General features: G+C 60.3%; 3 protein-coding genes. All 3 read left to right on the forward strand.

Features of this window, described 5'->3' with window-relative positions; genetic code table 11:
• The first annotated feature begins 197 nt into the window (after positions 1-197).
• A complete protein-coding gene (locus ABHR75_RS00960; RefSeq protein ID WP_346963416.1) occupies positions 198-6,536 on the forward strand; it encodes a discoidin domain-containing protein in 6,339 nt (2,112 codons plus the stop codon).
• A gap of 289 nt (positions 6,537-6,825) precedes the next feature.
• Positions 6,826-7,290 carry a 5-(carboxyamino)imidazole ribonucleotide mutase gene (gene purE / locus ABHR75_RS00965; RefSeq protein ID WP_346963417.1) on the forward strand — a complete coding sequence of 155 codons (465 nt, stop codon included), beginning with the start codon at positions 6,826-6,828 and terminating at the stop codon, positions 7,288-7,290.
• A gap of 36 nt (positions 7,291-7,326) precedes the next feature.
• The coding region (locus ABHR75_RS00970) for a class B sortase (protein ID WP_346963418.1) at positions 7,327-8,320 on the forward strand (994 nt) is incomplete at its 3' end.

Consider the following 8,320-nt stretch of genomic DNA (forward strand, 5'->3'; position numbering starts at 1 on the left):
CCCTTGGTAACGGGTGGGCCAATTGTACGGAATGTACCGAACACCCCCCCCGTTGATGCGTTCGCCCATGCTGCGGGGCGCGCGTCCGCGACACTTCCGCATGTCGGAGGGAAGGAGTCCAGGTGCGTAGGAATTCCATTTTTACGAAACGGTGGGTGAAGGGAAGCGCGGTCCTCGTCGCAACAGCGGCGACTCTCGTGTTCGCTAGCCCCCAGCAGGCGATTGCCACGCCGCTTAAGGGCGTCGACTCGGCGACCGTGTCTCAGTCCGCCTCGAACGTCGTCGACATCGATTTCGCCGACGGCATCAAGGGCCGTATCACATTTCTAGAGGACGGCATTTTCCGTTACAATGTCGACCCCAAAGGCGAGTTCTCTGAGTATGCCACGCCGCGTAGCAAGTCCCACACGGCTAAGATTCAGGCCCAGCCCGACACCTCGGATACCTACAGCAAGCCGAGCGCGACGGTTGTCGACAAGGGTGACACTATCGAGATCACCGGTGGAAAGGCGACCGTGATTCTGGACAAGGCGACTGGCAAGATGAGCATCAAGTCGGGCGACCGTGTCGTGGTCTCCGAGTCCGCGTCCCTCGACCTTGATAAGAAGGGCACCGTCCAGACGCTCGCCAAGGCGAAGTCCGAGAACTTCTTTGGCGGCGGTACTCAGAACGGCCGCTTCCTGCACACCAACCAGACCATCGCCATCTCCAACACCAACAACTGGACCGATGGCGGCGTTGCTTCGCCCAACCCGTTCTATTGGACGAGTGACGGCTACGGCGTGCTCCGAAACACGTTCGCAGAAGGTTCCTACGACTTCGGTTCTACGGATGCATCGACGGTCACGACTTCGCACAGCGAGAATGAGTTCGATGCCTACTACTTCGTGGCGACCAACGATGGCGCCTCGAACGTGGCAACCGAGATGCTGCAGGACTACTACAAGGTAACCGGTAATCCGGTGCTGCTGCCCGAATACGGTTTCTACCTGGGTCATCTGAATGCCTATAACCGTGATGGCTGGTCAACGACTTCGGGTCAGAAGAAGTGGGAGACCAAGGGCAGCAAGTCCTCGAGCGAGAAGGGCGACGTTAAGTACGAGTCTGGCATGGCGACGGGCTACAAGCTCGACGGCACGCTTGCGTCCGAGACGCTCAACGGTGAAGGTCCTACGGTCGATACCGAGAACATGAAGGCGACCGATTTCGACCGCCAGTTCTCTGCCCGGCAGGTTATCGATGACTACGAGGACAACGACATGCCGCTCGGCTGGTTCCTGCCGAACGACGGCTACGGTGCCGGCTATGGCCAGAACGGTTACTACAAGACCGGCGGCGTCAACTCCGACGGAACGAGTTCTGCCGAGCGCCTCAACGCCGTGCGCGCCAACGTCGACAACCTTAAGAAGTTCACCGAGTACGCTAACTCCAAGGGCGTGAGCACGGGCCTGTGGACCCAGTCCAACCTTGAGCCCGATAGCAACTCCGAGACTCCGTGGCACCTGCTTCGCGACTTCGACGCCGAGGTCAAGACGGGAGGCATCACTACCCTCAAGACCGACGTCGCCTGGGTTGGCTCTGGCTACTCTTTTGGTCTTAACGGCATCAAGACGGCTTATGACACGGTGACGACCGGCGCCAACAAGCGCCCCAACATCATTACGCTCGATGGTTGGGCCGGCACGCAGCGCTTTGGCGGCATCTGGACCGGCGACCAGTACGGCGGCAACTGGGAGTACATCCGCTTCCATATCCCCACGTATATCGGTCAGAGTCTTTCGGGCAACCCCAACATCGGCTCCGACATGGACGGCATCTTTGGCGGCGACCCCATCATCTCGGCACGCGACTACCAGTGGAAGACGTTCACGCCCTCTATGCTCGACATGGACGGTTGGGGCACCTACCGCAAGTCGCCCATGACGCACGGCGATCCCTACACGGGCATCTCGCGCTTCTACCTCAAGCTCAAAGCGCAGCTCATACCCTATATCTACACGAGTGCGGCTTCGGCGGCCAACATCGATACGGGTAACGGCGATACCGGCCTGCCCATGATCCGCGCCATGCTGCTCTCCGACAACTCCGAGTACGCCGCGAGCACTTCGACGCAGTACCAGTATATGTTCGGTGAGAATTTCCTGGTTGCGCCGGTGTATCAGGATACCCAGGCAGATGACAAGGGCAATGACGTTCGCAACGGCATCTACCTTCCCAACTACGGCACCGATGATAATCCCACCATCTGGATCGACTACTTCTCGGGTAAGCAGTACCGCGGCGGCCAGGTCCTCAACAACTACGATGCTCCGCTCTGGAAGCTGCCGCTCTTTGTAAAGGCCAATTCCATCGTGCCGATGTATGCCGAGAACAACAACCCCGAGGCTGTGACCGAGACCAACACCAAGGGCACTGACCGCAGCCAGCGTATCGTCGAGTTCTTCGCCACCGAGGGTGAGGGCAGCTTCACGCAGTACGAGGACGACGGCTCCTCCATCGAGAACAAAACGACTGAGGACAATGCCTACGGCACGATCGACAATATCTCTTACGGTGACCATGTGAGTACCGTCTTTAGCTCCAAGGCCACGGGCGGCACCGCAACCTTTACCGCTGCGGCGTCCCAGGGCAGCTATAGTGGTTACGATTCCAACCGTACCACGACCTTTGTGGCCAACGTGTCCGCCAAGCCTGCGAGCGTCATCGCCAAGAATGGCGGCACTGCGCTCAACGTGACCAAGGTCGACTCACAGGAGGCTTTCGACGCCGCGACCCCCGAGGCTGGCCAAGCGGTCTACTTCTACAACGAAAGCCCCAACCTCAACCACTACGGCAGCGATGCGGACAGCACCGAGGCCGAGAAGGGCGAGAGCTTCAACGACACTAAGATCACCACGAACCCCAAGGTCTACGTCAAGTTTGCGAAGACCGATGTCGCTGCAGCGGAGCAGACGCTCGAGCTGGGCGGTTTCGTGAACGCCGACGCCACGCTCGCGGCCGACCGCCTCAACGAGAACCTCTCCGCACCAGCGAACCTTGCTGCCCCCGAGGACGCCACGACTCCCACGAGCATTAAGCTCACCTGGGGAAAGGTCGATGGTGCTACCTCCTACGACCTTAAGGTCGATGGCACCGTGTTCGCCGTGGGCGATGCAGCGGAATTCACGCATACCGATCTTGCCTACAATAGCAAGCACACCTACCAGATCCGTTCGCGCAACGCCGAGGGCTACTCCCGTTGGAGCGATGTGCTCGCGGCGAACTCCGCCCTCGACCCATGGCGGAACGTGCCCGAGGCCGAGAAGATCACCTGGGAGGGCTCGATCTACGGCAGCCATAAGGCCGATCTCGCCTTCGACCATGAGTTCCAGACGAGCGACGGCGGCTTCCACTCCGGCGGCAACGACCTGGGCAAGGCGCTCACCGTCGACTACGGCCGCGCCTACAAGCTCGACAAGCTCGAGTACTATCCGCGTACCGACGCCGGCAACGGCACTGTGACCAAGATGCGCATCGAGACGAGTCTCGACGGTGTCCATTGGACGAGCCAGGAGGTCGATTGGGAGCGCTCCGCCGCCTGCAAAACGGTGACGTTCGACGGCGCCGTGGCCGCACGCTACGTGCGTATGACGCCGCTCGCTTCGGTTGGTAACTTCTTCTCCGCGTCCGAGATCGCCATCTACAAGGCCGATGGTACGGACGGCTTTGCTGTGGGTTCCAACCTCAACAAGGCAACGATCTCCGATGGCGACTTTTCCAACATGAAGAATTATCTGGGTCTCGAGAACCGCGAGCCCGATACCTCGACGTTCGACTCGCAGATTCGCGACCACTTTGCCGATCTCAACGGCAACGGGGTCTATGATGTCTACGACTACTCGTTTACCATGGCGGGGCTTGATGGCGGCACCAAGCAGAAAGGCAAGGTCGCCGGCAAGCTCGCGGTGATTCCGAGCAAGACCGAGGTCGATGCCGGCGATGAGATCACCGTCGATGTCTATGCGGCCGACGCCAAGAACGTCAACGCCCTGGGCGCGCTCGTCAACTTTAAGAGTGACCAGTTTGAGTTTGTGTCCGAGAGCATCTCGCAGGATGGTTCGACCGCCGGCATGGAGAACCTGTCGCGCGAGAAGGTCCAGTTCGCGGACGGCACACAGACCATCAACCTCGCCTTTGCCAACCGCGGCGACGGCAAGCTCTACAACGGCACTGGCGCGGTGGCGAGCTTCAAACTCAAGGCCAAGACGGCCGGCAAGGTTGAACTGCCCTCGACGTCTTGGCTCATCGGTCCGGCGTGCGATGCGCTCGAGTTTACGAGTGACGGTACCGTGACGATGCCGGACGTTCCGCAGCCCACGGTTGCCGAGTACGGTCAGGATGCCTTCAACATCACGATGACCAACGACGAGCTCACGACCGACGATGGTTCCAACGTCGAGAAGCTTATTCAGCAGAAGAGCTATAACGCGCTGTTCGATAACGATGAGGGCGACAACGGCTTTGAGTTCCTGTGGAACTGGAGCGGCAACTGGGACAGCGAGGGCAAGCTTCCGAGTTACGTGAAGCTTCCCACCACGATGACATTTGCCTTTAAGACACCATCGAAGCTCGATGCCGTTGAGGTCGTCAACCGCGACGGCGGTAACGGCACCGTGCAGAAGATCAAGGCCGTCGTGACGTTCGAGGATGGCTCGACCCAGGAGTTCGCGGGTGGGGAGTACGATTCCTTCCAGGCTCGCTACGCCTTTGGCCTCTCTGCCGAGAACAAGGGCAAGAAGGCGACTAAGGTCGAGATCACGCCGCTTGAGGCATCGGGTGACCAGATGCTCACACTGCGCGAGATCAACTTCAACTACACGCAGGGTGTCGAGGCCATCGAGGGTATCGAGCTGGGCAAGAACCAGACCGAGTTCTTTGAGGGCGACGTTACGCTCGTCGACGCTAAGGCCACGCCCGAGAGCGCCGGCTACCCCTATGTGACGGTCGAGAGCTCCGACTCCTCTGTGGTGAGCGTCTCCGCTGTTCAGGCCGGCGATAGCGTGAACTACTACTTGCGTGCCAACAAGGCCGGCAAGGCAACGATCACGGTGGCGTCAGTGCTCGACCCCTCCAAGACCGCATCCTATGAGGTCGAGGTCAAGGCTGGTGTCGACACCTCTGCGCTCATGGCGGCGCTTTCCAAGGCCGCGGGCTACAGCGAGTCCGTCTACACCAAGGATTCTTATGCAGCTCTCACCGCTGCGGTCGAGGCGGCTCAGAAGCTTCTCGACGGCGGCCAGGGCAGCTATAGCAAGAAGGATGTCGCAGACGCTACGACCAAGATCGAAAAGGCAATCGACGGCCTCAAGATGCGCCCCGTTGATGAGAAGAAGCTCATCAACACGCCCGAGAACCGCGAGAACGTCAAGGTGACCGGCTTCTCGAGCGAGGCCGACTATGAGGGCAGCAACGCCGTCAACGCTCTTGACGGCGATGAGCAGACGCTCTGGCACAGCGACTATGCTTATAAGACCGGTATGCCCCAGCACCTGACCGTCGACCTGGGCCGCGACTACGATCTCACCGACGTCACGTTCCTGCCGCGCCAGGACGGCGGCACGAACGGCGATATCTTTGAGGCCGAGGTGCTGGTCTCCGACACCGCCGACGGTTATGAGATGGGCACCGCCGCGTCGATGGGTACGTTTACCTTCGACAACGACGGCCGCGTGCTCACCGACCGTGGCGACTGGAAGCAGATGAGCTTTGGTGCCGCGCGCGGTCGCTACGTGACCGTCAAGGTGCTCCACGCCGGCGGTGGCAGCGTTGACGCCTACTGCAGCATGGCGGAACTCAAGTTCTACGGTGCGGCCGTTCCCGATCCGGTGGCGAAGGACGACCTCACTGCCGCGATTGAAAAGGTTGATGCCGAGGTTGCAGCCGGCGACCTTAAGGCCAGTGACTACACCGAGGCTTCCTGGACCGCGTTCCAGAACGCCTTGGCGAGCGCCCGCGCCATCCTGAGCGACGAGAACGCCACGCAGGACGAGGTCGACCAGGCACTCAAGGCGCTCGAGGATGCCCGTGACGCGCTCGAGAAGACCCCGGTGACCCCAGTTGAGAACCCGACCAAGAAACAGCTCAAGGCCCTGGTCAAGCAGGCGAAGGAGACTGACACCAAGGGAAAGACGGCCGAGTCCGTCAAGGCCCTGACGGATGCCATTACCTACGCCGAGGATGTCTTGGGTGATGAGAATGCTTCCGACACCCAGCTCCAGGCGGCTTATGACCAGCTCAAGCTGGCCATCGAGGGCCTTAAGGATGCCGACTCCGGCAACCAGGGCGGTTCGGGCAACCAGGGTTCCGGCAATGGCTCGAACGGCGGCAGCCAGGCGGGCAAGCCCGCAGGCGACAAGGCCCAGGGCGGCAAGAAGAACGGTTCGGCGATCCCCGTTACTGGCGATCAAACGGCGGCAACTGTCGCGACTGTCGGTGGCCTTGGAGCCATCATCGCTGCGATCGGTGCCTTCTTCCACCGTCGCAATAAGGCTGAGTAGTCCCAGCGACAACTAAGCAAACGTGCCCGCCGTCCCACCCAAGGACGGTGGGCACGCTTTTTTATTTCAGCTAACGTACGTCATGGCAATCCCCGGTAGGTCGAGGGGTGCTTTGCGGGCGGGCCAGGCTTTATCTGAACGACTTTGCGAAGCAACCGGAGTGAAGATAAAGCCTGGCCCGCCCGCAAAGCACCACGCAGACCGCAGGGACGGGAGCAGCTATACTACTCTCTGTAGTTAAGGGTCGCGGATCCGCCGCGTTACCGCTCTCAACAGGAGGTCTTTGTTTATGGCAGATCAGAAGCCGGTTGTCGGGATCATCATGGGCTCCAAGTCCGATCTGGGCGTTATGGAAGGTTGCACCGCCGAGCTCGAGGCGCTGGGCGTGCCCTATGAGCTCGTGATTGCAAGCGCGCACCGCACGCCGGCGAAGGTCCATGAGTGGGCCTCGACTGCTGCCGACCGCGGCATCAAGGTGATTATCGCTGCCGCCGGCAAGGCTGCTCACCTGGGCGGTGTCGTGGCTGCGTTTACGCCGCTGCCGGTTATCGGCGTGCCTATGAAGACGAGCGATCTGGGTGGTATGGACTCACTGCTGTCGATGGTTCAGATGCCTTCGGGCGTGCCCGTTGCCTGTGTGGCCATCAACGGTGCCAAGAACGCTGCCATTTACGCCACGCAGATTCTGGGCGCATGCGATGTCGAGTACCGCAAGGTTATCGAGAAGATGAAGCAGGAGATGGCTGACGCCTAAGCGCTCTGCCAGTCCATTTGCAGCATAAGGAGAGCCATGTCCGACTATCAGGGAAAGCGTTTTTCGGCGTCTCGGATTCCCGATCCAGCCAAGTCGGGAGCAGCCCGCGCGTCGCAGCAGGGTCGGACATCCTCTCCTCAGCAGCCGCGCGCGCCGCGCCCCGTGACGCCGGCGAAGCATCGCCGTCAGGATACGCCTGCTGCATATCGCCCCTCGTCATACAGTACGGCCAAGAAGCCACCTCGCTCTTCGGCGCATACCGCGCCATCGAGCTATACCGAGCCGCCGCGCAAAAAGCGCCGCTCCGTCATTCCCATACTGCTCATCATTATCGGCATTGGCCTGATCGTTGCCGCCGCCGCCATCTTTATCAACGCACAGATTGGCTACAAGCAGGCGAGCGAGTCATATCAAAAAATCGAAAAGCAATATGTGAGCGACAAGGACGCCAGCGGCGTGCCGGTTATCGACTTCAATGCGCTTGCCCAGACAAATCCCGAGGTTGTGGGTTGGATTTACGCGCCCGGCACTAACATCAACTACCCCGTGGTGCAGACCAACAACAACTCCAAGTACCTCAACACGCTGTTCGACGGCACCGCCAATGCCTCGGGAGCCATCTTCTTGGATAGCGACGACACCGCGCCGGGCATGGTGGATCAGCAGACCACGATTTACGGTCATCATATGAACGACGGTTCGATGTTCAACGTGATTTCGGATACAACCGATCAGGCGACGTTCGACAGCATGGAATACGTGTACTACATCACGCGCGATGCGACGTATAAGTTGCGCCCGCTGGCGACCAAGGTGGTCGAGGACACGTATGCCAAGGCGCGCACGCCCAACTTTGAGGGCGATGACGGACTGAAGAATTACCTGTCCGAGATGCTCGACGATTCCTCTGCCGTGGCGAGTGATGCCACCGATCGTGTCGCTTCGGCAACCAAGGTCGTAACGCTTGTGACCTGTCGTTCGCTGTCATTTAGCAATACGCGCGCAGTCATGGTGCTCACGCCGGTCGAGG

Source organism: Collinsella aerofaciens, from assembly GCF_039752955.1.
In the GTDB taxonomy this organism is placed as follows: Bacteria; Actinomycetota; Coriobacteriia; order Coriobacteriales; family Coriobacteriaceae; genus Collinsella; species Collinsella aerofaciens_BI.

Coding starts and splice junctions, on each gene's coding strand:
- purE (WP_346963417.1), top strand. CDS start 6,826: ATGGCAGATCAGAAGCCGGTTGTCGGGATCATCATGGGCTCCAAGTCC.